Consider the following 23,117-nt stretch of genomic DNA (forward strand, 5'->3'; position numbering starts at 1 on the left):
GAATGGAACATAGTTCTATTATTGTTTAGTGTAGCACCTCTTCTTTCCCGATGTCAATTCCTTTTTTGTCCCCTTTGCTGACTTTCATGATTTTGCACAAAAATAAAGCATGCTCTCTGGTAATTAAACCAAAGGCATGCTATATTCTTCTTTACCTTAAACTGTTCGAAATCTCCCGGGTAACCTGGCAGAGCCTGTCTATTTTTCTCTGAAAGGTCTCATCCTTAATTCTGCTGGTTGGACCAGATAGGCTTATGGCAGCTACTGCATACTGTCCATTTTTGAGAATCGGAGCTCCAATACAGGTAAGTCCCATTTCCCGCTCTTCATCATCAACTGCAAACCCCTGCTGCCTCACCTTCTCCAGTTCCTTTTCCAGTGCTTCCCTTGTCATTATGGTATGCTCTGTATACTTTATCATGGGCCGCTGATCATAGATCGAGAGATCAATGTTCTCGCTGAATGCTAAAAGGCATTTGCCCACTGCCGCACAGTGACAGTCATTGCGGGATCCTACCTCGGAGTTGAACCTGAGAATCTGGTTGTTCTCCTCCTTGTATATCATGACACTCCGATAAATGTCCTTCTCGTTTCTTTCAAGAATTGAGACATTCACCGCCTCATTAAACTCATCATGAAGAGCTTTGGCATACGGCTTAACCAGCTTTTGAATTCCTATTTTTTCTCCAATGCTGGTGCCCATAATGTACAGACGGATTCCAAGAGAATACTTTTCTGTCTCTGGATTTTTTGTCACAAAGCCCTTTGCCTCTAATGTTGCCAGAGTTCTGAATACAGTACTTTTATAGACTCCCATATCTTCACTGATTTTAGTTATAGACACCTCAGTGCCCGCATTATACATATAAATCAGCATATCCAGCGCCCGATCCACCGCATTTATGATATTTATATCTGTCATAAAATCACCTCCCTCCATCCTGCAGCTTTTTCGTCACTTATCTTTGACACTACCACAAAGTATTTTAAATTTCAATTATTTTTTCTGTATCTATGTTTTTATCCTTCAATGGGTATCCCTGCGTTTTTGTGCACATTATACATAAAAATAATTAATTATTATCCATTTTTCATAATTTTAACAAAATGATATTGACAAAATAAAGTCGTGGTGGGTATAATGCAGTTGATTATGGAACATAGTTCTAGTGTTTGGAACAAAGCTATGAAACTAACAAAGGAAACTTTTAGGAGGTATTTCAATGAAAGTTACAGTGAAATCGGCCAGATGCAAGGAATGCGGACTCTGTTATTCCTTCTGTCCGAAAGGAGCCATCAGCTTTTCCCAGGATACCAATGCCTCAGGCTACCATCCTGTTATGGTAGATGATGAAAAGTGCATTGGCTGCGGAACCTGTTATATAACATGTCCGGATGGCGTCTTTCACGTTTTAAAGAGTGAAAGGGGGGTTTTATAAATGGCAGAAATGATGAAGGGAAATGTGGCTATCGCTGAAGCAGCTGTCCGTGCGGGTGTCCGGTTCTACGCAGGCTATCCCATTACCCCATCCAGTGAAATTATGGAGTATTTATCCTGGCGTCTCTCTGAAGTGGGAGGATCGTTTGTCCAGGCGGAAAGTGAACTTGCAGGAATTAATATGGTCTTTGGTGCTTCCAGCTGCGGAGTCAGGGCCATGACTGCCTCATCAGGGCCGGGTATCAGCCTGAAGCAGGAAGGTATCTCTGCTCTCTCTGATGAGGAGCTTCCCGCACTCGTAATCAATATGGTACGTTACGGAAACGGCCTGGGAACCCTATTTTCCTCCCAGTGCGATTATCACCGGGAAACTCACGGAGGCGGACACGGCGATTACCGTTGTATCGTTCTATCCCCATCCAGTATTCAGGAGGCAGTGGATCTAATTCCCACGGCATATGAACTGGGAGAAAAATACCGGGTGGTAGTGGTACTTATGTCCGAAGGAGCTCTGGGACAGATGATGGAACCCGTTGAACTTCCCGAATTTCTGGAACCCAAAAAGAATTATTGGGGTTTTGACGGAAAATATTCTTATAAAAAAATAGGTATCTTTGACAGAGACTCTATGAAAGAGGCTGTAGAATTAAACAAAAAATATGCAGAGATAAAAGAAAAAGAACAGCGTTGGGAATCCGAGGGGTTGGAGGATGCCGACTATGTATTCGTGGCATATGGTCTTCCCGGCAGAAGTACATTGGGAGCGGTCCGGAGCCTGAGAGATCAGGGGTATAAAGTGGGTCTCATCCGGCCAATTACCACATGGCCCTTCCCTGAGAATGCATTCCGGGAGGTGAATCCAAAGGTAAAAGCAATGATCACTGTAGAGGCAAATGCAACCGGACAGCTGGTGGACGATGTTGCTCTCTACACGAAAAAAATACTAAAGAGCGATATACCTGTATACGCACTTCCATTTGTCTATGGTGTGCCCCCCATGAAGGAGATCCAGAATAAATTCCGGCAGATTCTTGCCGGTGAGATAAAGGAGGTATACTGATATGCCAGCAGAAAGAAAAGTGCCGGAAATGATAGACCGGCCCATGAGCTTTTGCCCAGGCTGCGGACATGGTATCATTATCCGCCTGATTTGCGAGTGTCTGGAAGAACTGGGGCAGGATCAGAATGTGATTTTTCCCATAGGGGTAGGATGTTCTTCCAATCTGGGAGGAGGACTGGTGGCAGACCGGCTTCACTGTCTGCACGGGAGAGCAGGAGCAGTTGCCACAGGTATCAAAAGAGTGAATCCCGATAACCTTGTTATCACGTATCAGGGAGACGGGGATGCCTACAGTATAGGAATTGCAGAAACAACCAATGCGGCCTACCGCAACGAAAATATAACAGTAATAACAGTAAATAATACCAATTTTGGTATGACCGGAGGGCAGATGAGCCTGACTACTATGGAGGGACAAAAGACTTCAACGACTGTTCATGGACGCGATTGTTCTGTCACAGGCTTTCCTATCCGTTTCCCTGAACTGGTTGCTTCCCAGTTTCATCCTGCCTATGTAGCCAGAGGTTCTGTCAGCAGCCCCGCTAATATTAAAAAGACAAAGGGATACATAAAGAAAGCACTTCAGGCCCAGATAAACAGGGAAGGATACTCTATGGTGGAAGTCATGTCTCCATGCCCTGTAAACTGGGGAATGAAGCCTATTCAGGCTATGGAACGGATCAATAATGACCTGATCTCTTACTATCCTCTGGGAGAATTTACAGAAAAAGGAGGAGAAACCAAATGAAAGAAGTAGTATGTGCCGGGTCCGGCGGACAGGGCGTACTTACCTGCGGGCTTATTCTGTCAGATATTGCTGTAAGAGAGGGACAGAATGCCACATGGTGTCCATCCTATGGTTCTGCCATGCGGGGGGGAACTGCCAATTGTACAGTGAAATTCGGCAAAGATGTAATCTACAATCCGCAGCAGGAAGAGCCAGACGTTCTTATTGTTATGAACAACCCTTCTTTTGAGATGTTTATTAAGATTGTCGCGCCAAATGGCATGGCAGTGGTTGGGGATATGGTTACCTGCGATACCACAGTACGCCCTGATGTAACCATTGTAAAAGTGCCCTGCTCTGCCATTGCAGACGAACTCGGAAATGCAAGAAGTGCTAACATTGTCATGACCGGCGCCGCTGTAAAAGCTATGGGCGATTTCTCAAAAGAGGAAGCCATTGCTGCCATGAATGCAATGTTTGCCAAAAAGGGAAAAAGTAAATTTGAGGAAGCTAATAAGAAAGCTTTCGAGGCTGGATATGCCGCCGTGTAACTAACTCTGCAGAAGGCATATTAGTAAAAATGACGAAGATTAAAAATAGAACATTGTTCCATTTTTAATTATAAAACATCCTTTTTCTTCAATAAATTTTATAAGTTTTGCACTAATATTGGAAATCACTTCTAATATTTTGCATAACACAGCCTTTATTTTGAAATTGTATGTCAAATATTTTTGTGAAAAATGCAAGCAAAAATTTCTTTGACATTTTAAAAGGGCTGTGGTACTTTAAAGAAAAGGATGTTGTCTGTTCCGTAAAAAGAGCAGGACATACATCCTTTTTTTAACAAAATGAGAAATCATGCGCATGATTCCATAAAAGTACAAGGGTGTGTAGGAAAACAAATAAAGGAGGATTTTTGAATGGAAAAAAGAAGTTTATTCTATCCATTGGACCAGGAAGATTTGACAACATTACGTCTTCAGTATGACTGGAAAACCGGCAATGTGTTTCTTCAGGCATCTAAAGACTGGGATCCTGATTTAGACTGGTCAAAGTACAACCACGATTTCTACGTAGAAAGCATTAAAACACACAATGCAAAGTTTTTAAATGACGTAGAGACAAGAGCTATGTTTGAGAAATACGGTTTAACCGATTATCTGGAAGAGGTTATCGACCTTTTAAGACAGGGAAAACATTTCGGTATTGACTGTTTCTATCACAAAGGATTTGACATTAAGTATCTGGGCAACATGCATAACAGAAAACGCGGGATCAATAATACCCGTCACGGTGTTATGAAAGGCGGTATCCGCCGTCATGAAAAGGACGAGAACGAGCTGGATATCATCATTGACGGCCTGAACCTCGGAAGAGCAATGTCCTTTAAAAATATTGCAGGTGAGCTTCCTGTAGGCGGATGCAAATCTTGCGTTATTATGGATGAACTGGATCTCACAGATATGAACGTATGCGGTTTCCTGGGCTTCTGTCTGGATGAAATCCGCTGCTCCACAGGACCTGATATGGGATTCCCTCCTGCAATGACTGATGTTATGAAAGAAAACGGCTTCAGTGTTCAGTATACCTGCGGACCACGGGGTCCTCTGGGATCTTCAGGACCGCCGACAGCTTACGGAGTATTCATCTCTCTGGAGCAGGCCGTACGCTTCCTCAATGGCAGCGAAGATATGACAGGAATGTCCTTCGCCGTTCAGGGTCTTGGAGAAGTAGGCGCAGCTATGGTAGGATGCATTGCCAAGTTTGTGAAAAATCCTAAAATCTACGTTGCAGATATCAACCAGCAGCGTGTAGATGAGATTGTTGCTAAATATAAAGAACAGGGAATTGATATTTCTCCTGCATCCACCGATGAAATCCTCTATCTGGATGTTGACGTAGTTTCCCCATGTGCTATGGGCGCTGTGCTCAACGAAGAGAGCATTCCTAAACTTAACTGCAAGATCATCTGGGGTTCTGCCAACAACCAGATCAAGGCAAGCAGCGTAGAGGAAGAATGCCGTCTGGCAAAAGTAATTGCTGACAGAGGAATCCTCTTCCAGACAGACTGGTGGCACAATACCGCCGGCGTAATGTTTGGCTATGAAGAGTACAAATATCAGAAGGATGCCAGCTTAGAGCGTACTTATGCAGATATCAAACGTGTACTTCCAAAAAATACCTGGGAGAACCTAAACAAAGCCAAAGAGCTTGGTATTACTCCTACCGAATCTGCTTACAAAACCTGTAATGATGAATTATACGGTGCATAAAAGCATTCGGTTATAATATCTGCCGCAGGGCGGCCGGCAGAAAACTCTCCAAAATAATTACCAGCCGCCCGCCAGTTATCTTCTTTTTTATTAGTTAAATACTACAGGAAAAGCAGAGTTCACAGGTAACAAAAATTTCTCCTATTGTGTTAATTAGAAAAAGTTCTGTATATGAAAAGAGTGATTACTATGAATGCTAAATCGAAAGTCAATATATTAGCAATTGCCACCGTTATCCTCTGGGCCTCTGCTTTTCCATTTTCAAAAGTTGCTATGGAGCACTTTTCACCTAATTCCTTAGGATGTCTGCGTATCACCGCAGCTTCCATATTTCTTATTCTGCTGGGAATATTCAGCCGACTGCATCTGCCCAGGAAAAAAGATATCTACAAATTCTTCCTCTCAGGTGCACTTGGTTTTACCTTATATATGCTGACCTTCAACGTAGGGATACGAACCTTAACGTCGGCAACCTCAAGTATCATCATGGCTATGACACCGGTAATGACCGCAGTAGGCGCACTCTTTATCTACCGGGAAAAAATACCGGCCATAGGCTGGATCTCCATTGGAATTGAATTCATCGGTATTCTGGTCCTCACCTTGTGGGACGGAGTACTTTCCATAAATGTCGGAATTCTCTGGACCCTGAGTACTGCCATACTCTTCTGTGGGTATAATCTATACCAGAGAAAACTGCTCTCCCAGGGATATACCCCTTTAGAGATAACCATATTCAGTATCACCGCAGGAGCAATCTTATTCCTTCCGTTCTTGCCAAACGGAATCCATGAAATGTCCAGAGCTCCGCTTTCCCATATTCTGGTGGTCATATACCTGGGAGTCTTTCCCAACGCCATAGCTGCGTTCACTTGGGGAAAAGCCTTATTAATTGCCAAAAAAACAAGCGATGTAACCAATTTTATGTTTGTAACTCCATTGCTGGCTACCATAATGGGATTTGTAGTTTTGAGAGAATCACCATCTGCGGGTACCATTGCAGGGGGGATCATCATTCTTGTCGGACTTCGCCTATTTCAAAAAAAGCAAAAGGGGACGTGTACTTCCTAGAAGGTACACGTCCCAAAATAGATCAGGGGTGTCCCTTTTCCAAACTACCCTGTCCCTTTTTCAATTCTATTCTTTCCAGATCCACTTACGACTGCAATTCATAAATTTCTTTATTTACTCTTAATTTAACAAAATGTATCTTTATTCTTTCATTATACAAAAATTGGTATAATTTCAATGCTTAAACAGACACTATACCCCACTTTACTGTCTGAAGAAACAGAATACATTCTGCTTTATAACTACAGCTAAAAAAGGGGCTTTTTTCACAGACCCTTACAAAAATATTTTTATCTGTTATAAGAACTTTTAGTAAATACTTGTTTTCTACCTTGATATTTGGATTTTAAGTTTCTTTATAATACCACAGTTTGTTGTAATATTTAATTAACACCGTTGCAGCCGGGTCCGACATTAAACCATACTCTATGTTTCGTGGACGATATACGATATTAAGATATGCTCACGAATCTCCGAGTTGTCCAAATCGACATCTGACAGTAGTTCCGCTAGCTTCTTCAGTCTGCTAAGCATAGTATTTCTGTGAATATACAGTTGTTTTGCTGTCTGTACCGCATTACGCTCATTCTTCAAGTAGCATTGCAGCGTATTAAACAAATCCGCATCATGTTTGCTATCATAATGCCGCAATAAGTCAAGAGCAGGATGGCTTAGGCTGGCAAGTCTTTTTTGTTCTCTCAGTATTGAAGTCATATGGCTGTACGCATAATCTGCGAGGTTAAATATTCCTGCTGCCCCGTCCCCCTGCTCAAGCGCAAATTGCGATTGTTGATACCGCATCGCCAAATCACTGTGGATATAAAATGGAAGGGAAATTCCTATTGCAAAGTATGAAGGAGTGATCTTAACGGCTAATTCCTTCATAAAGCCAACCATATCTTCTGAAGAAATAAGAACTACTATATCCGTGCTATAAACGGAGCAGACAGACGAAGTATTCGTAGACTTTATCGCGTTCAACAGCAATGTATTTCTGGCAGTACTTTTGGGGGCGAAGATGTTTCTGATCGAAATAATTCGCCACGGCTTGCTAATTGCATTTCCACATAGGCGTTCGAACAAATCCCCATCAATCTGCTCTCCCTTAATCATGTTATTAAGAAAGACACTGCTGGAAACTGCCGATATAATCTCCTGATTTCTAATAGCCGTGGTTATTACCGGACACATAACGCAGGCAATCTGTACATCGCTCTTTTTGAGATCGTTATCAACGCCTAAGATACAAAATGCCGCTACCGTTTCTCCATCCATAATGATATACGCGCCGATATAACTCATTCCATTTTCCAGATGATACATTATAGGGTTAGCGGTCCAGTCCTCTGCCTTGAGCCCTCCATCCTTAATAACGGGGGAGCTGGCTGTTTCAATATGCAGGCGTCTTTCACCGTAAATTGAGTTCCAGATTTCATGCGGTTCTTTAGGCGTAAAATTCTCATCAAGAGCCAGCACCTTACCGAGCCTGTCAGCGATAAAAGCGGGGCCGGATAATATACCGTTACTAAGATCAATTATTTTTTGCAGGGGGTTCGGCGAGGCTGCCGCCTCCCATAAAGATGCCTCCCATGAGTTGTAGAAATCCATGATTGACAACAGCCGGTTTAGCACTGTTTCAATGTCCTGATGTAGAACAAAAATTATATCATATCCATGGACAAGCACAATGGCATCACTGTATTTTACATCAGATATCACATTGGAAGCATCACCAATGCACAAAAATTCATGTTTCAGATCCGGCTCAACTAAAAAAAAACGTACTCCGCCTATTGTTTGAGAGCCATCTTCAATATGTATCTCCAGGCTGAAATCTCTGAGTTGGTTGACAATCATCCACATACTAAGCTTCATCCTATACACCTCCACATGAACTATTATACTCCACTGTGCATCGATGCACAAGCAATGAAGGTAAAACAAAAAAAGTCTGTGCATTGGTGAATCTAGATAAATATTCTGCCCCATGATATTCTAAATATAGTTAAATTGCACAATATTTCTTCAATAAAAACAGTAATTATTTGAAAGGGAGGTATTGCTATGATGACACCTAAACAGAACATGATGGAAACTATTTACGGCGGAAAGCCGGAATACGTTCCGATGTCGCTCACCGATCTTCAGATATGCGGACTGATGATAGGCATTGACCAGCCAACACAACCCGGGAAAGATATTTTCGGCGTGCCGTGGGAGGTTACGAACGAAGGCTCCATTCCACAACCAGGTTATGTACGTTTCTCAGATATTTGTGATTGGCGCAAGCATGTGGAGTTCCCTGATGTGGATGCAATCGATTTCAAGGCAATGGCAGCAGCAGAAAGCACCGTTTTTCCGCAAGCGGATCGAAACGAGAAGGCATATGCACTTTTGACCGCTTGTGGACCATGGGAGCGGCTCATTTCCCTGATGGGCTTTGAAAATGCGCTTTGCGCACTCCTGCTAGAACCGGAGGCCTGCCAGGAATTTTTTAATGCCGTCGCCGATTACAAGATTGCCTGCAATAATAAAATAATCGATGCATATGGTCCGGATATTTTTATTATGTGTGACGATGTCGCCAACGCCCGTAGCATGTTTATGGATCCTGAAACGTATCGGGCTCTTATAAAACCCGCTCATATGCGCATTGTTCAAGCAGTGGTTGACCGCGGTGTTATTTTCCAAATGCATTCTTGTGGCAAGTGTGAGTCGGTTGTCCCTGATTTTGTTGAGATAGGCGCCAAAATGTGGCACTCCGCACAGCCGCTAAATGACTTGGTCAGTTTGCTGGATCGATTTAAAGGAAAGCTGGCCATAGACGGCGGATGGAATACTTCCGGACCGGCCTCCCGAATCGATGCCAGTGAAGAACTTGTGCGTGAAGAAACACGGCGTTGCCTAACGCAGTACAAAACACCCGGATACATTTTTACACCCGCCTTGATGAATGAGCGCGGAAATGCGTTCTTTGTTGGCGATGAGCGGATAGACGCAGTGATTGACGAGTGGATGAAGCACCGGGAATTTTGACCAATTATATTAGGAGGTAAGAATATGAAAGTTTTAGTTTGTGCAGCATATGGAAATCAAGGAAGGCAGCTCGTTCCCAAGCTTGTTAAAGCCGGCGTAGACGTCAGGGCTTTAGATTTTAGCCCTGCAGCTGAAGAAAAGCTGTATGAAATGGGCGCTAAAGAAGTAATCATCGGCGATTTAAGAAAAGACTCTATTATGGAAAAAGCCATTACGGGAGTTGACACTATTTATCTTGTCCTTCCATCGGGCCTCTCCCGCGTAGTGGGAATGGCTGAAGCGCTGATTGAGATGGCTGAAGAAAAGGGCGTGAAGCACTTTGTGTTCTCTTCTTGCATGAATGTTGTTCCGGAGCTTGTTCAACATTGGGAAAAATACTTGATTGAATCAGTATTAATGGGGTCACTTTTGAATTATACAATTCTAAAGCCATGTGGATATATGGAAGTGCATTATCCGCCAACCAACGGCGTATTCTCTACCGGAGTTTTTGTACCGGTTATGCCCAACTCAAAGATCAGCAGCTTCATTTCTGTCGATGATATTACGTCCGCAGCCTGCAAAGTTATTACGGAGGGAGAACCCCATTATTTTGCATCCTATGATTTGTGCGCGCCGGGACATTATGATACCGAAGGAGCTATAGAATTATTAGGGAAATGCCTCAAGGAAAACGGGCTTGAACTAAAAATTACGCCTCCCGATCCGCAACCCCTTCCAGCCGAAATGCCCGTCCACACAAAAGATATGTTGGGAAGAATCATGACATATCATGGCAATCATCCATATCGGGGCAATCCATTTATTTTTACAAGCCTTATGGGACATCCTGCAAAAACTCTGGAAGAGTTTTTTAAAGAGAATATCATAAAGGCTGGAGTTCATTAATTATTCCATTAATTATAATGAGAGGAGAATAATATGATGACATCACGTGAAAACTGTCTTGCAACAATTTATGGTGAAAAGGCGGATTATGTGCCGCTGGCGATAGACGAAATCTCGATTTCCTACCTTTTAATCTCTTTCCTGGAGCAGCCTTTACAAGCGGGAAATGATATTTGGGGGTGTCCATGGATTAGCACAAAAGAAGGTTCCCTTCATAAGCCGGGGTTTAAACTTTTTGAAGAAATTGATGAGTGGGAAAAATATGTGAAGATTCCTGATTTGGATTTGTTCGATTTCAAGGCAATGGCGGAGCAGGGAAAGCATCTAATGCCTCACCCAGATCCGGAACAAAAAGTAATCTCATTTATCGATGGAGGCGGTCTCTTTTTACGTCTGTGTTCCTTTATGGGTTTTGAAAATGCATTGATTTCACTTGCCACTGATCCAGAATCTTGTATGGATCTTTTTGAAGCTTTAACTCAATTCAGGTTAAAATTTATTGACAAGTTTTGTGAAGCCTGCCATGTGGATGTTTATACGTATGGCGATGATATTGCAACTTCTTCAAGCTTGTTTATGAATCCGGATACATATCGCAAAGTAATTAAGCCGTTCGATAAACGAATCGCTGAACATGTCAGAAGCAAGGGAATGATTTTTGAAAGACACTGCTGTGGTAAGTGTGAGGATGTAATTCCTGATTTTATAGAGATGGGAGTTCAAATGTGGCAGTCGGCACAGCCAGTAAACAATATTGCTGGGATTCTCGATACTTATCAAGGTCGCCTGGCAGTTGAAGGCGGATGGGATTCTTCCGGTGCTGTTTCCAGAGTCGAAGCGACAACCGAAGAAATTCGTGCAGAAGTTAGAAGATGCCTTACAGAGTATAAGAAGCCCGGATTTATATTGTGGCCCTCTCTTTTGAATGAAAAAGGAAACAGTGTGCTTGTTGGCGATGACCGATTAGACGATCTACGCGATGAGTGGGAAAAACATCGATTCTTCTAAAAAACAATAGTAAGAGGTAATATGTATGGAAATCAAAAAAATAATTCATGAGCGAAAAAGCCCCCTGTCTTTTATTTCCCAAAATGTTGAGCAGGAAAAAATAACAGCAATTGTTGAATCTGGGAACTTTGCCCCAATCTATGGCTCAATTAACTTTACAGTGATTGAAAATCAAAACCTTTTAAACTTAATAAAAGCTACAACGATAAGTATTTTTAAAAATATGGGCGGTGATTTTGCCAAAGCAGCAAGTAATCCCAGCTATGACCCCCTATATGGTGCTCCGATAGCTATTGTTTTATCTGCCCTTAATGGAAATGATAGCCAAGGCTTTAACATGGCAAACGTATCTTGCGCTGCGCAAAACATGATACTCATGGCAACTGATATGGGCATTGGTTCTCGTTATGTTATGGCCCCGGTGATGGCATTATTAAGCTCTGATATTTTGTCACAGCTAAATATCCCGGAGGACTACGTTCCACTCTGTATGGTCTTACTTGGCCATACAAACGAGAATATACTTGTAGAACGTTCTCATGAAACAACAAATATCAATTATATAAGATAGGACGTTACTTCCCCAACGGGATATTAAAAGCGGATATTTGCAATCCGCTGCGCTAAGAAGCCGGGGACTTGTTTGGGAGATTAAAACCGTTGGGGAAGAATTGAGAACTGCTCATAAGAGGCGGAAAACTTACCGCCTTTGTAATAGGCATAAATGCTCTTGCCCTCCGCAGTTGCTTCCACAGCTTGAATAGAATGAGGAATTTCACTGTCAAAGACTTTGATTTTCTGTACGTAAACACTTTTCACCGATGCGGTGACATTGCAATTGCTCATCACCCATTATAGTTTGTGTCCATTCTAAAATAGACAGGAAAACAATATAAAGCCCTTTTCCTTTTTTTTGGAAAGCTCATATTCCGTATGCGGAGGAATTTCATTGTACTGTGCGCGCAAGAGTAATTCTTTTTCTTCCAGCGATTTCAAGGTGGTAGAGAGCATCGTATTGGTGATACCCGGAATATGCTTCTTTAGCTGACCAAAACGCATAGTATCATTTTTAGTAAGTTCAAATAGAACTCAAAGATTCCATTTATTACTGAACAATTCCAGTGCATTATGAACTCGGCAGTCTGTGCTTGCATCTAGGTCGACCTGTTGAATCGATTTCCTATAATCTTGAAAGCTTATTTTATCAAACAATTATTTTCCTCCTCAGTATCGTCAACCGTACTTAGTACAGTAAAACTGCGTACTTGTTTCTATATTTTAATTATAGTACAAAGTAAAGTAAAGAAACCAAATAGCAAATGGAGGCATAGAAATGAGCAAAACATTAATCGCATATTTTTCAACTGGTGGCACCAATAAAAAGCTGGCCACAGAACAAGCTGGAAAGATAGGAGCAGACCTTTACAAGATTAAGCCAAAAGAGACATATATGGAAAAAGACTTGAACTGGGTCAATCCTCTCTCTCGTTCCACAAAAGAATACATAACCAAGAAAGAGCCAGAAATGGAGGAAAAATTAGAAAACATTGCTCCGTATGATTCAATAATTATTGGAGCACCTATCTGGTTTTTCAAGGTTCCGAATGTCAAAAGGGACAACATTTCATACAACATAAGCCTTCCAGTTCGGAGGGCTATTTTTCTGCAAGTCTTGAAAAAGCCTTATTTTTTGGGCCTTTCAGCACATTTTCCTTTTCTTGGTTTTGGAAACAAGGCTCGCATATTTGCGGGAACATTTCAATCTTAGCCATGGCGGCGGCCTTATCAGCATACGCGGACACCCTTTGAGAAACATAAGGCGGAGAGAAATAACCGCTAAAAAGTATACTTGTCATAAATGAATGATTAAAAACATTTTAGCGCCAGCCGTTTCATTCTTACGGCTGGCGCTTTTGCCTTATTCCTGCGCGTCCCGGTTGGCCTGATAGTAATAGCCGTGGCCGATTTTCTCGGTGTCAAAGGTAAATTCGCATATCTCGTTATACATGGAGCCGTCCCAATTAAGGATGTATATTTGATAGTCGTATGGAAAGCTCCTGATTGTTTCCGCCTCGCAAGGGGTATCGCTTCCGTCTACCGTCCAGTCATAGCGGTGTAGTTTGGTTTCCTCATATTCTTCCAGCTCGTCCGAGTAATAATATCTGGTGTAACCTTCCGAGGTCTGGTAGCTTGCCAGCTTCCGGCGCAGGCTCTTGGTGGTAATATACTCGGCGGAATGGCATTTCTTTTCTCCGTTTACTACCGTGTAGCTGTAGCTTTCGGGGCGGTACGGATTTTCAAATTCCTCGCGGTCAATCTCCATGTAGATGCCTTTCTTTTCGCATTGCTGGCGTACATATCGGAGAAACTGTGCAAGGGTTACATTGTTGCGCTGTATTTCGATAGAATAGTTTGCCATGGTGTGGGCCTCCTTAAAGATATGTTTGATTTCTGTGAGTGACAGCTTACATACCACCGGTCAAAAAGCAAGCTCTAAAAGAAGAGTTATTGTTCATTTTGTGTCAGCAACAATACTCCGTGATGCAAAGAAATACTGCTTACGTAGCATTTCACGCCACTAAATTTCCCTACGGCCTATTGACAAAACAGGGGATACGTGATATTATAAAACATAGTTGAATAATTGTTCAATAAATAAATGATGGTGGAGGGGAAAAGATATGGCAAGAGATCCTGTTTGTGACTGTGATGTGATCCATGAGGAAATTGTCAATGATACCCGTAACAAAATGCAGCCAAAAGAGGATTATATGAAGCTGGCAACCCTATTTAAGATATTTGGAGATGGTACACGGGTTCGGCTCCTACACGCTTTAGAACAAAACGAGATGTGTGTTTGCGATTTGGCTGTATTGCTTGGCTTAACAAAATCCGCAGTTTCTCACCAATTAAAAGCTTTACGCATGGCAAACCTTGTGAAGTTTCGCCGGGAAGCACAAATCGTTTACTATTCTCTGGCAGATGACTATGTGAAAGAGATCATAGACAAAGGGTTTGAGCATTTGTATGAATAAAACTTGATAGAGGATTTTTTATCTTAATAGTTGAATGATTGAGCAATTATAAAATATAATGATAGGAGGCCATTCAATATGAAAAAAGAATTTCTCTTAAAAGGGCTAGATTGCCCTAACTGCTCCGCTAAGATCGAAAAAGAGGTTGGCGAGTTGGGCGGTGTAAGTTCTTCTGTTGTTAATCTGATGAAACAGACTCTGACTATCGACGTGGAGCCTGCCGCTGCTGCTACTGTGGCAAAGCAGATTGAGGCTATCGTCCACAGCCACGAGCCGGACGTTGAAGTTAGTGAAAAAAACACTCCGCAGGTTACCAAGACATACTTGTTGAAAGGACTGGACTGCCCCAACTGCTCCGCCAAGATTGAAAAAGAGGTTGGTGAGTTGGACGGCGTAAATTCTTCTGCTGTAAATCTGATGAAGCAAACACTTACCATCAGCGTGGAAACTGCTGTTGCTACTGAAGCGGCAAAGCAAATCGAAACCATTGTCCATAGCCATGAGCCGGATGTTGTTGTTTCAGAGTATATAGCTGAAACCGTCACTGCTGCAAAAAGCAAAGACACCGTGAACAATGGCGATGATGATAGCAAAAAGATGACAATCCGCCTGATTTCCGGTGCTGTTATCTATGCGCTGGGTATGGCACTAACGGTTTTCGCTAAAATCCCGCTACCTGTTGAGCTTGGTTTTCTGATTGTCTCCTACATTATACTGGGCGGTGATGTGGTGATAAGGGCTGTCAAAAACATCACCAAAGGCCGTGTGTTTGATGAACACTTCCTTATGAGCCTTTCGACCATTGGCGCATTTATCATTGGAGAGTACCCAGAAGCGGTTGCTGTTATGCTGTTCTATCAGGTTGGCGAGTTTTTCCAAGACATGGCCGTGAAGCGTTCCAGAAAGTCTATTGCTGATTTGATGGATATTCGCCCTGATTCTGCCACTGTGAATAGAAATGGCGAATTGGTTATTGTTGGCCCTGAAACGGTTGCACTTGGCGAGGTTATTGTAGTTAAACCCGGCGAGAAAATCCCACTGGACGGTATTGTGCTGGATGGTGAGTCCATGCTTGACACTAAGGCATTGACTGGCGAATCTGTTCCAAGAAGCATCCATAAGGGAGATGAAGCTCTTTCCGGCTGCATTAACCAAAGCGGTGTACTGACGATCCAAGTCACCAAGGCTTTTGGCGAATCGACTGTTGCCAAGATCATTGATCTTGTAGAAAACGCATCCAGCAGAAAAGCTCCGACCGAAAACTTTATCACTACCTTTGCACGTTACTATACGCCGGTGGTGGTTATTCTGGCAGCAATCCTTGCTATCATTCCTCCGCTAGCTTTTGGCGGTGAGTGGATCGAGTGGATACGCAGAGGCTTCGTATTTCTTGTTATCTCCTGCCCGTGTGCGTTAGTTATCTCGATCCCCCTGACTTTCTTCGGTGGAATTGGTGCTGCTTCCAAGCATGGTGTGCTTGTCAAAGGCAGCAATTATCTGGAGGCACTGAATAGCGTTAGTGTGGTCGTATTTGATAAGACGGGAACGCTTACCAAGGGCGTTTTTAAAGTGACTGACATTCTTCCGGCGGAAGGTTTCACTAAGCAGCAACTGTTGGAATATGCCGCCAAAGCAGAGAGTTTTTCTACTCATCCGATTGCCAAGTCTATCCTTTCCGCCTATGGTATGGAAATTGACCAGACTGTTGTTTCCGATTATAAAGAGATTTCTGGACACGGTATCAGCGTGAACGCGGACAGTAAAAGGATTCTCGCCGGTAACACCGCACTGATGGATGCACAGCACATCTCTTATGTTCCATGCGATAAAGCTGGGACCAAGGTTTATGTCGCTGTTGATGGGCGGTATGCAGGATGTATCCTGATTGCGGACGAGGTAAAGGCAGACAGCAAAAAAGCGATTGCCAACTTGAAGCGGATTGGCATTGAAAAGACGGTTATGCTTACCGGTGATGATGAAAAAATCGGTAGAGCCGTGGCCGGTGAATTGGGGCTTGATGAATATTATGCACAACTGCTTCCTGATCAGAAGGTCGAGAAGCTGGAACTGCTTGACAGCAAGAAACGTCAGGGTAGTAAACTGGCATTTATTGGTGATGGCATCAATGACGCCCCTGTTTTGGCGCGCGCAGACGTCGGTATTGCAATGGGTGGGCTTGGTTCCGATGCGGCAATCGAAGCCGCAGATGTGGTTCTGATGACTGATGAACCGTCCAAGTTAGTCGAGGCCATTGACGTGGCAAAAAATACAAAGCGGATCGTTATCCAGAATATAGCGATTGCCCTTACCGTCAAAGGCGTATTCCTGATACTCGGTGCGTTTGGCATCGCTGGTATGTGGGAAGCGGTGTTTGGGGATGTTGGCGTAGCAATGATCGCAGTATTGAATGCTATGCGGATGCTGAAGAAATAGAAATCAATATTCATGGCAGCGGGTTTGTCAGCTCGCTGCCATGAATATTACAAGATTCTATTGGAAAAACTGAATAGAAAATTTGGACAGTGGGCATTACGGCGGGGGATTAATAAACTTTGTGATTTTCCATGAAGCCTTCTGAGGTCTGATAGCTTGCCAGCTTCCGGCGCAGGCTCTTGGTGGTAATGTACTCGGCGGAATGGCATTTCTTTTCTCCGTTTACTACCGTGTAGCTGTAGCTTTCGGGGCGGTACGGATTTTCAAATTCCTCGCGGTTTATCTCCATGTAGATGCCTTTCTTTTCGCATTGCTGGCGTACATATCGGAGAAACTGTGCAAGAGTTACATTGTTGCGCTGTATTTCGATAGAATAGTTTGCCATGGTGTGGGCCTCCTTAAAGATATGTTTGATTTCTGTGAGTGACAGCTTACACACCACCGGTCAAAAAGCAAGCTCTAAAATGCTTAAAACATATCTTTATTTTCAGAATATCCGGGCAGCAAAAAGCCCCGCCGAAGCGGGGCCGGTAATGTTTTTATGCTGCGGTAAAGCCCTGTGCCGCAAGGGCCTCAACCAATTCTTTGTTTTCTTCGCCCCGGAGGGTTCCGTTCCGGTCAAGGATGTAATTGCTGATGGCGAAGCCGTAAGTCGGGGCTTTCATGTATACCGGAGCCATGCCGATAAATTCACCGATGGCGGTTGCAAGCTCTTTCCTGCGGGGGCCGGTTACATTGTAGCTGATTTCCATTGTGCCGGATTCCTTGTCGGTCTCCGTATCCTCGGCGGGCTCGGTTGCTTCTGCCGCCGGTTCCTCGGTATCTGCTGCTGGTTCCGCTTCCGTGGTAACTTCCTCAACCTGTTCCGGCTGGAATGTTACCGGCGTTTCCGGGATGATTGCCAGCGCCGTTACTTCCTGCGGGGCCTCTGGCATAACCTCCGGGGCGGCTTCCTGCTCTGCAGCGGCTTTCGCTGCCGCTTTGGCCGCTGCCTTCTCGGCCCGCGTCATTTTCGCTCTCGGCTCCGGGAATACCTCCGGCAGTACGCCTTGCGCATAGTCGATTTCAAAAGTGATTTTGCCGTCTGTAGGTACGTTGAAATGGAAGCCCAGCATTTCCACCTCTTTGAGCATATCCGGCAGGTCAATATTCTTGTACCGTTTTACTTCCTTGCCTTCTACCATGAGGCAAACCGGAACTGCGTCCCTCAATTTAGCTGTGATTTTTCCTGTCTTCATAATGTTTTCCACCTTTCGTTTTTGATTGTATTTTGTACTGGCTGCTTGCCTTGTGAGTGACAGCTTACGCATTTTGGGTGTGAAAGCAAGCCTTTTTTCAAAGAAATTTCTCTTTTTTCACTGATAGAAAGGCAATGAAAAAGGCCAGCCGTGGTAAATCGGCTGGCCGGTGGTATCGGTATATTATGCCCGCTCGAAAGGCTCTCCGCAATCCCCGCAGATTACATTCACCTCGCGGGTTGCCCGGATAATGGTGCCGCAGCAGGGGCAGACATATTTGATACTGCGGTTTATGGATTTCTTGCTCCCGCCTTTGGAGCCTCCCTCTACCTGCAGGCGGCTGGCGTGGATACCGGCCTCGCCCAAGGTGGCTTTGATCCATGCCTCCGCCTCCGAAGCCAGTGTAGTAACTGTCCAGCCGTATTTTGCGTGCTTCTCTATATGAAGGCCGTGGGCCTCAGCGGTTGCTTTGAATTTCATGTTGTGATAATAGCCGTTGTTGCTTACGTCCTGAACGTCATGTTCCAAATTGTAGAGGTGGGCCATTTCATGTAAGAGGGTGGCAGCTAACTCTGCCATGGGGCGGTCAAGGTATTCAGCGCAAAGATTGATCTCCCGGTATTTTTCCTCGTTGGCGTTCCAGATTTCTTGGATACTGCACCAGCCGTATGCGCCGCGCCCGCCGTCCGGGGATACAGTGATGGCCGGGCGGGTCAATTCCCCGTTGTAGAAGTGGCCGTTGAACAGGTCAAACATTTCCTCGGTTTTCTTTACGATTTCGGATATTTGAAGCATTGCTGTGTCCTCCTTAAAATTATCTTTTAATTCTGTGTGACACAGCTTACATATTTTTGGTGTGAAAGCAAGCTCTAAAAGTAGAAATATAGAAAATTTTCAATTTGATATTGACAAACGCAGGTGAAGCGCATATAATAACAAATAGAAAATATTCTATGTGAGGTGAGCGATTTGGAGAGTATTTATATTGATACTGCAAAAATACTAAAGGCGATTTCTGATCCGAAACGCTTACGCATTGTAGATATGCTTTCCTGTGGAGAACTGTGTGGTTGTGAACTTTTGGAAGCGTTCCATATTACACAGCCTACCCTATCTCACGATATGAAAGTATTGATTGAAGCAGGCATAGTAAATGACCGACGAGAGGGTAAAAATACTTTTTACTCGCTCAATCAAGATCGCCTTGCGGCTTTTAAGAATACTCTGCATGAGATTACAACATCAAAGGCAAATTGTATCTGCCATTCAGGAGAGCGCCGCTAACAAAAATGATTTCCGATGCTAAAGATAGTGTAACGTTCTGGCATCGGTTTTCATATAATCAAAGCATAGAAAAATTTCTATAATTCAATCATTTAAGGAGGATTACCCTATGAAAACCATGAAAATCTATGAGCCTGCTATGTGTTGTCCTACCGGCCTCTGCGGCGTCGGCGTCGATCCCGAATTGCTCCGTATCTCCACTGTATTGAATACGCTGAAGCAGAATGGCATAGAAGTACAAAGATTTAACCTGACCAGCGCCCCGGCGGCGTTTGTCGAGAGCAAGGCCGTGACCGAGTATTTGCAGAAGTTTGGCCCTGATAAGCTGCCGGTGGTGCTGGTGGACGACTTCATCGTGATTGCCGGTCGCTATCCTACCAACGAAGAATTTACGAGTTGGTTGGAACTGTCTGCTGATGTTTTGGGCGTATCTTGCTGTGAGGGTGATACCTCCTGCTGCTGTGGTACGTCTGCTTCCACAAATTGCTGTGGAGAGGATGCCCCGGCGGAAAGCTGTTGTTGCGGTGACACCCCGGCCACCGAAGGCTGCTGCTAAAATTTCTCAGAAAGGAAGTCGTTTATGAACACGTTTAATCCGTTTCAAGTTACAAAAACCCAATATTTATTTTTTACCGGCAAAGGCGGTGTGGGTAAGACCTCTGCTGCCTGTGCTACCGCTGTATCATTGGCCGATCAGGGAAAGAAAGTCCTGCTTATAAGCACCGATCCGGCCTCTAATCTGCAAGACGTATTTGCGATGGAGTTGACCAACAAAGGAACACCCATCCCTGCTGTACCCAATCTGGTGGTGGCGAACCTCAATCCTATTCAGGCGGCGGCTGAATACCGTGAGAGCGTGATTGCTCCATACCGTGGCATTATGCCGGAGGCAGTGATTACCAACATGGAAGAACAACTTTCCGGCTCCTGCACTATTGAGATTGCAGCGTTTAACGAATTTTCCAACTTCATCACTGATCCGGACGTGCAACAAGAGTACGACCATATTATTTTCGACACTGCACCCACTGGACACACCCTGCGGATGCTTCAACTTCCTTCTGCATGGAGCAATTTTATCAGCGAAAGTACGCATGGGGCATCTTGTTTGGGACAGCTTTCCGGACTGGAAGGCAAACAGGCCATTTATAAAGAGGCGGTTGTAACGCTGGCCGACAGCAAGCGCACGACCCTCGTGCTTGTTACTCGCCCGGAAGACGCCCCGTTGAAAGAGGCGCAGCGGGCCTCTCTGGAACTGGCAGACTTGGGTGTGAACAATCAAATATTAGTAGTCAATGGCGTCCTGCTCCAAAGTGACGATCCTATTTCTGAAAAACTATACCAGAAACAGCAGGCGGCGCTGGGTGCTGTTCCCGAAGGACTAAAGGTACTCCCAACTTATCAAATACCGCTACGAGCCTACAATATTACCGGCCTTGAAAATGTACGCTCTATGCTCCGGGATGATCGGCAGGAGGTTAAGCCTGAGACACCCAACGCAAAACAATTTTATGGGTTGCGTGATATTGTGGATTCCATTGACAAAGCGGAAAGAAAGGTTGTTTTCACAATGGGGAAGGGTGGCGTTGGCAAGACCACTGTTGCTGCCGCTATCGCACTTGGGCTGGCACAGAAAGGCAAAAAGGTTCATTTAACAACTACCGATCCCGCCGCCCATCTGAAATTTGTGCTGGAACAAGCTGACAACATTACTATGAGCCACATTGATGAACACGCCGAGCTGAAAAAGTATCAGGACGAGGTGCTATCTAAGGCGCGAGCCAACGGCCTGTCCGGAGAGGATATTGCCTATATTGAGGAGGATTTGCGCTCTCCCTGCACCCAAGAGATCGCGGTATTCCGGGCATTTGCAGAAGTCGTGGAAAAGGCTGATGACCAAATTGTTGTCATTGATACAGCTCCCACCGGTCATACGCTGCTTCTGCTGGAGTCCACCGAAAGCTACGACAAGGAGATACAACGCACCAAAGGAGAAACGCCGGAGTCCGTCAAAAGGCTGTTGCCCAGGCTGAAAAGTGCGGAAACTGAGGTTGTTATCGTTGCCTTGCCAGAGGCAACTCCTGTCTATGAGGCCCTGCGGCTGGAGGACGATTTGAAGCGGGCACAGATTGCCGCTAACTGGTGGGTTATCAATCAATCTTTCTATCATGCCGGAACCACCAATACCCTACTGAAAGCGAAAGCCAGTAACGAGGTGGAATGGATCAATCGTATCGACCAACATATGGATGGCAAGTTTGCGCTTGTGGCTTGGAGTGCCGACCAGATTAAGGGCGATAAGCTGTTGGAACTGTAAGGAGGTGCGCTATGGAAAAGAAGGCTGATACTGGCATCAATTTTTTTCAAAGATATTTAACAGTATGGGTTTTTCTCTGCATGGCAACTGGGGTTTTGCTGGGGCATTTTGCCCCAGCAGCTTCACAATTCCTTGCTCGGTTTGAATATGCTCGCGTGTCTATCCCTATGGCTGCCCTTATTTGGGTTATGATTTATCCCATGATGCTAAAAGTAGATTTTAATAGTATCCGAAACGTGAAGAAGAATCCAAAGGGTTTATTTGTGACATGGGTAGTCAACTGGCTTATAAAGCCTTTTACTATGTTCGGCATTGCCAGCCTATTCTTTTTTGTACTTTTTAAGGGATTTATTACACCAGAATTGGCGACAGAATATTTGGCAGGAGCGGTGTTGTTGGGAGCTGCGCCATGTACAGCCATGGTATTTGTATGGAGTACATTGACGAAAGGAAATCCAGCATATACTGTTGTTCAAGTAGCAACAAATGATTTAATTATCCTTATAGCGTTTGTGCCTATTGTGAAATTCCTTCTGGGAGTATCCAAGGTAAGTGTTCCATTTGATACCTTGATTTTGAGCGTGGTTCTGTTTGTGGTTATCCCATTAGCAGCCGGTATTTTAACTCGTATTATTGTATCTCGCAGCCAAGGAATAGAGTATTTTGAAAATGTGTTCATACATAAATTTGATTCTGTGACCACGATTGGCTTACTTCTTACACTGATACTAATTTTTATGGGGCAGAGTGAGGTTATCCTGAAAAATCCGTTGCATATTGTATTGATCGCCGTGCCGCTAACCCTACAGACCTTCCTGATTTTCTTTATTGCTTATGTTGCTTGTAAATTGCTGAAACTACCACATGATATAGCCGCTCCTGCTGGGATGATTGGTGCATCAAATTTTTTTGAATTGGCCGTTGCTGTAGCGGTTGCTTTATTTGGTACAACCAGCCCAGCAGCACTGGCAACGACCGTGGGGGTGCTAACGGAAGTGCCTGTTATGCTAACTCTGGTAAAGATTGCGAATAAAACAAGCCATCGTTTTTCTAACACCTAAATATTAACTCGCGGGCAAAGCGAAACCTGACTATATCACGGCAGCTTTCTTTTCCGCAATTTAGATGGGCCAGTCTGCTTTGTGTAGATTGGCCCTTTTACTATTATTGTCGAATTGTGTCGTAAATCTAAAATTATTTTTGAGAAATTTGGAAAAACCTTTCCGGTTTGCTATCCCGAAATGTGTTCTGGTATTACGAGGAGGTGAAAAACCAGCCACGCTCAAATCTGAACAAAGGAGGGAAA

24 protein-coding genes and 1 pseudogene are annotated in these 23,117 nt (G+C 44.1%); 17 read left to right on the forward strand and 8 right to left on the reverse strand.

Annotated elements, in window-relative coordinates; translation table 11 throughout:
- Positions 1-151 precede the first annotated feature (151 nt).
- Positions 152-922: an IclR family transcriptional regulator gene (locus ACGHCT_RS21905; protein ID WP_072854342.1), complete on the reverse strand. Its 771-nt coding sequence runs from the start codon at positions 920-922 to the stop codon at positions 152-154.
- A 301-nt stretch (positions 923-1,223) separates the two neighbouring features.
- On the opposite strand from ACGHCT_RS21905, the gene ACGHCT_RS21910 reads away from it, so the two are divergent.
- The 6 genes from ACGHCT_RS21910 (at position 1,224) to ACGHCT_RS21935 (ending at position 6,572) form a co-directional block, all read left to right on the forward strand.
- Positions 1,224-1,439: a ferredoxin family protein gene (locus ACGHCT_RS21910; protein WP_072854343.1), complete on the forward strand. Its 216-nt coding sequence runs from the start codon at positions 1,224-1,226 to the stop codon at positions 1,437-1,439.
- Positions 1,440-2,498, forward strand: a complete 1,059-nt coding sequence (locus ACGHCT_RS21915; protein ID WP_390437499.1) for a 3-methyl-2-oxobutanoate dehydrogenase subunit beta — start codon at positions 1,440-1,442, stop codon at positions 2,496-2,498.
- 1 nt (position 2,499) lies between these two features.
- Positions 2,500-3,246, forward strand: a complete 747-nt coding sequence (locus ACGHCT_RS21920) for a thiamine pyrophosphate-dependent enzyme (RefSeq protein ID WP_390437501.1) — start codon at positions 2,500-2,502, stop codon at positions 3,244-3,246.
- Positions 3,243-3,776 (forward strand): 2-oxoacid:acceptor oxidoreductase family protein, encoded by a 534-nt coding sequence (locus tag ACGHCT_RS21925; RefSeq protein ID WP_390437502.1) that lies wholly within the window; start codon positions 3,243-3,245, stop codon positions 3,774-3,776. Before ACGHCT_RS21920 ends, ACGHCT_RS21925 begins: the two co-directional genes overlap by 4 nt.
- A 372-nt stretch (positions 3,777-4,148) precedes the next feature.
- Positions 4,149-5,501: a Glu/Leu/Phe/Val dehydrogenase family protein gene (locus ACGHCT_RS21930; RefSeq protein ID WP_154261359.1), complete on the forward strand. Its 1,353-nt coding sequence runs from the start codon at positions 4,149-4,151 to the stop codon at positions 5,499-5,501.
- A gap of 189 nt (positions 5,502-5,690) precedes the next feature.
- A complete protein-coding gene (locus ACGHCT_RS21935) occupies positions 5,691-6,572 on the forward strand; it encodes a DMT family transporter (RefSeq protein WP_390437503.1) in 882 nt (293 codons plus the stop codon).
- Between the two features lie 426 nt (positions 6,573-6,998).
- Here ACGHCT_RS21935 and ACGHCT_RS21940 read toward each other — a convergent pair whose 3' ends face one another.
- Positions 6,999-8,447 carry a PucR family transcriptional regulator gene (locus ACGHCT_RS21940; protein ID WP_390437504.1) on the reverse strand — a complete coding sequence of 483 codons (1,449 nt, stop codon included), beginning with the start codon at positions 8,445-8,447 and terminating at the stop codon, positions 6,999-7,001.
- A gap of 189 nt (positions 8,448-8,636) precedes the next feature.
- Between ACGHCT_RS21940 and ACGHCT_RS21945 the strand changes: the two genes are divergently transcribed.
- From ACGHCT_RS21945 to ACGHCT_RS21960, 4 genes are read left to right on the forward strand one after another with little or no spacing between them, the layout of a single operon-like run.
- A complete protein-coding gene (locus ACGHCT_RS21945) occupies positions 8,637-9,608 on the forward strand; it encodes a uroporphyrinogen decarboxylase family protein (RefSeq protein WP_390437505.1) in 972 nt (323 codons plus the stop codon).
- Positions 9,609-9,632: 24 nt separating this feature from the next.
- Positions 9,633-10,496 (forward strand): SDR family oxidoreductase, encoded by an 864-nt coding sequence (locus tag ACGHCT_RS21950; RefSeq protein WP_390437506.1) that lies wholly within the window; start codon positions 9,633-9,635, stop codon positions 10,494-10,496.
- Positions 10,497-10,529: 33 nt separating this feature from the next.
- Positions 10,530-11,504, forward strand: a complete 975-nt coding sequence (locus ACGHCT_RS21955) for a uroporphyrinogen decarboxylase family protein (protein ID WP_390437507.1) — start codon at positions 10,530-10,532, stop codon at positions 11,502-11,504.
- A gap of 25 nt (positions 11,505-11,529) precedes the next feature.
- Positions 11,530-12,075 (forward strand): nitroreductase family protein, encoded by a 546-nt coding sequence (locus ACGHCT_RS21960; RefSeq protein ID WP_390437508.1) that lies wholly within the window; start codon positions 11,530-11,532, stop codon positions 12,073-12,075.
- A gap of 80 nt (positions 12,076-12,155) precedes the next feature.
- Here ACGHCT_RS21960 and ACGHCT_RS21965 read toward each other — a convergent pair.
- Positions 12,156-12,335: pseudogene (locus tag ACGHCT_RS21965) on the reverse strand (ParA family protein); the annotation flags it as partial.
- Between the two features lie 39 nt (positions 12,336-12,374).
- Complete coding sequence (locus ACGHCT_RS21970; protein ID WP_390437509.1) at positions 12,375-12,563, reverse strand: winged helix-turn-helix transcriptional regulator; 189 nt, start codon at positions 12,561-12,563, stop codon at positions 12,375-12,377.
- A gap of 274 nt (positions 12,564-12,837) precedes the next feature.
- Here ACGHCT_RS21970 and ACGHCT_RS21975 point away from each other — a divergent pair, with 274 nt between their 5' ends.
- Complete coding sequence (locus ACGHCT_RS21975; RefSeq protein WP_390437510.1) at positions 12,838-13,272, forward strand: flavodoxin; 435 nt, start codon at positions 12,838-12,840, stop codon at positions 13,270-13,272.
- A gap of 150 nt (positions 13,273-13,422) precedes the next feature.
- Here the strand turns inward: ACGHCT_RS21975 and ACGHCT_RS21980 are convergent, their stop codons facing one another.
- On the reverse strand, positions 13,423-13,923 hold the full coding sequence (locus ACGHCT_RS21980) for a hypothetical protein (RefSeq protein WP_009296535.1): 501 nt from the start codon (positions 13,921-13,923) through the stop codon (positions 13,423-13,425).
- A gap of 262 nt (positions 13,924-14,185) precedes the next feature.
- On the opposite strand from ACGHCT_RS21980, the gene ACGHCT_RS21985 reads away from it, so the two are divergent.
- Positions 14,186-14,539 carry a metalloregulator ArsR/SmtB family transcription factor gene (locus ACGHCT_RS21985; RefSeq protein WP_009296534.1) on the forward strand — a complete coding sequence of 118 codons (354 nt, stop codon included), beginning with the start codon at positions 14,186-14,188 and terminating at the stop codon, positions 14,537-14,539.
- Between the two features lie 78 nt (positions 14,540-14,617).
- Positions 14,618-16,972, forward strand: a complete 2,355-nt coding sequence (locus ACGHCT_RS21990) for a heavy metal translocating P-type ATPase (RefSeq protein ID WP_009296533.1) — start codon at positions 14,618-14,620, stop codon at positions 16,970-16,972.
- 109 nt (positions 16,973-17,081) lie between these two features.
- Here ACGHCT_RS21990 and ACGHCT_RS21995 read toward each other — a convergent pair whose 3' ends face one another.
- The 3 genes from ACGHCT_RS21995 to ACGHCT_RS22005 all read right to left on the reverse strand — a co-directional run bounded on the left by ACGHCT_RS21995 (position 17,082) and on the right by ACGHCT_RS22005 (position 19,005).
- A complete protein-coding gene (locus ACGHCT_RS21995; protein WP_009296532.1) occupies positions 17,082-17,357 on the reverse strand; it encodes a hypothetical protein in 276 nt (91 codons plus the stop codon).
- A gap of 154 nt (positions 17,358-17,511) precedes the next feature.
- Complete coding sequence (locus ACGHCT_RS22000; RefSeq protein WP_009296531.1) at positions 17,512-18,210, reverse strand: hypothetical protein; 699 nt, start codon at positions 18,208-18,210, stop codon at positions 17,512-17,514.
- 183 nt (positions 18,211-18,393) lie between these two features.
- Entirely contained in the window at positions 18,394-19,005 is a 612-nt protein-coding gene (locus tag ACGHCT_RS22005; RefSeq protein ID WP_009296530.1) for a SprT-like domain-containing protein, read from the reverse strand.
- Between the two features lie 165 nt (positions 19,006-19,170).
- On the opposite strand from ACGHCT_RS22005, the gene ACGHCT_RS22010 reads away from it, so the two are divergent.
- From ACGHCT_RS22010 to arsB, 4 genes are all read left to right on the forward strand, one after another.
- On the forward strand, positions 19,171-19,494 hold the full coding sequence (locus ACGHCT_RS22010; protein WP_390437511.1) for an ArsR/SmtB family transcription factor: 324 nt from the start codon (positions 19,171-19,173) through the stop codon (positions 19,492-19,494).
- A gap of 109 nt (positions 19,495-19,603) precedes the next feature.
- Positions 19,604-20,050, forward strand: coding sequence for an arsenite efflux transporter metallochaperone ArsD (arsD, locus tag ACGHCT_RS22015; protein ID WP_009296528.1), 447 nt, complete (start codon positions 19,604-19,606; stop codon positions 20,048-20,050).
- A 24-nt stretch (positions 20,051-20,074) separates the two neighbouring features.
- Complete coding sequence (arsA, locus tag ACGHCT_RS22020; protein WP_009296527.1) at positions 20,075-21,811, forward strand: arsenical pump-driving ATPase; 1,737 nt, start codon at positions 20,075-20,077, stop codon at positions 21,809-21,811.
- A gap of 11 nt (positions 21,812-21,822) precedes the next feature.
- Positions 21,823-22,872: an ACR3 family arsenite efflux transporter gene (gene arsB / locus ACGHCT_RS22025; RefSeq protein ID WP_009296526.1), complete on the forward strand. Its 1,050-nt coding sequence runs from the start codon at positions 21,823-21,825 to the stop codon at positions 22,870-22,872.
- Positions 22,873-23,117: the final 245 nt, after the last annotated feature.

Origin of the sequence: Lactonifactor longoviformis (assembly GCF_042848515.1) — a bacterium.
In the GTDB taxonomy this organism is placed as follows: domain Bacteria; phylum Bacillota; class Clostridia; order Lachnospirales; family Lachnospiraceae; genus Lactonifactor; species Lactonifactor longoviformis.